1 pseudogene is annotated in these 623 nt (G+C 44.6%); it reads right to left on the minus strand.

The window, feature by feature from the left end:
* A pseudogene (locus L976_RS01625) lies at positions 1 to 258 on the minus strand (alpha-amylase family glycosyl hydrolase); the annotation flags it as partial.
* Positions 259 to 623: the final 365 nt, after the last annotated feature.

The following is a 623-nucleotide window of genomic DNA, read 5'->3' on the forward strand; positions in this document are numbered from 1 at the left end:
TAAGGATTTGGCCTTATCGACATCTATTTTAAGCACTAAATGATAGTGATTGCTCATCACCGCGTAAGCGCAAATATCCACACAAAATATCGCAGACAAGGCTTTGATTTTATCAACAATCCAGCCACGTCGATGCTCGTAACTGCGCCCTGAAAACTTATCCTCACCGCACAAAAAAGCCCTGCGAACACAGCGATTTATCACGTGATAGAAGGGCGTTGCATTAGCATCAATTAGCTGTCTTCTGGCCGAAGTCATAGCAAACTCCACACAGACAAAATCAGGATAATTTAAAGCCTAGGTGAAGGTGCTGAAAAACACAAAAAGATATGGCTGTCCCCGCTATTTTCTCAATTTCTGGATCGGCATCAACATCGAGATACTGACACCAGAACCTATCGCACCATTCTGCGATCTGCCTGTGCGAGTATGGGGATGCTTCTGGGGTTGCGCCCCATCCAAGCATTTGGATCACTGATTCTCGCGTAAACGACATTTCCGCTGGCGTACTTGGTTTCATAGTTTGGAGCACATACTCACTAAGGCATAACATTTTATTCGTGCGCATGCGCGTTTATCACGTTAGACCAGTAAAAACGCGCACAGTTAACTATCTGTATGTA

It is taken from the genome of Shewanella sp. ZOR0012, from assembly GCF_000798835.1.
Taxonomy (GTDB): Bacteria; Pseudomonadota; Gammaproteobacteria; order Enterobacterales; family Shewanellaceae; genus Shewanella; species Shewanella xiamenensis.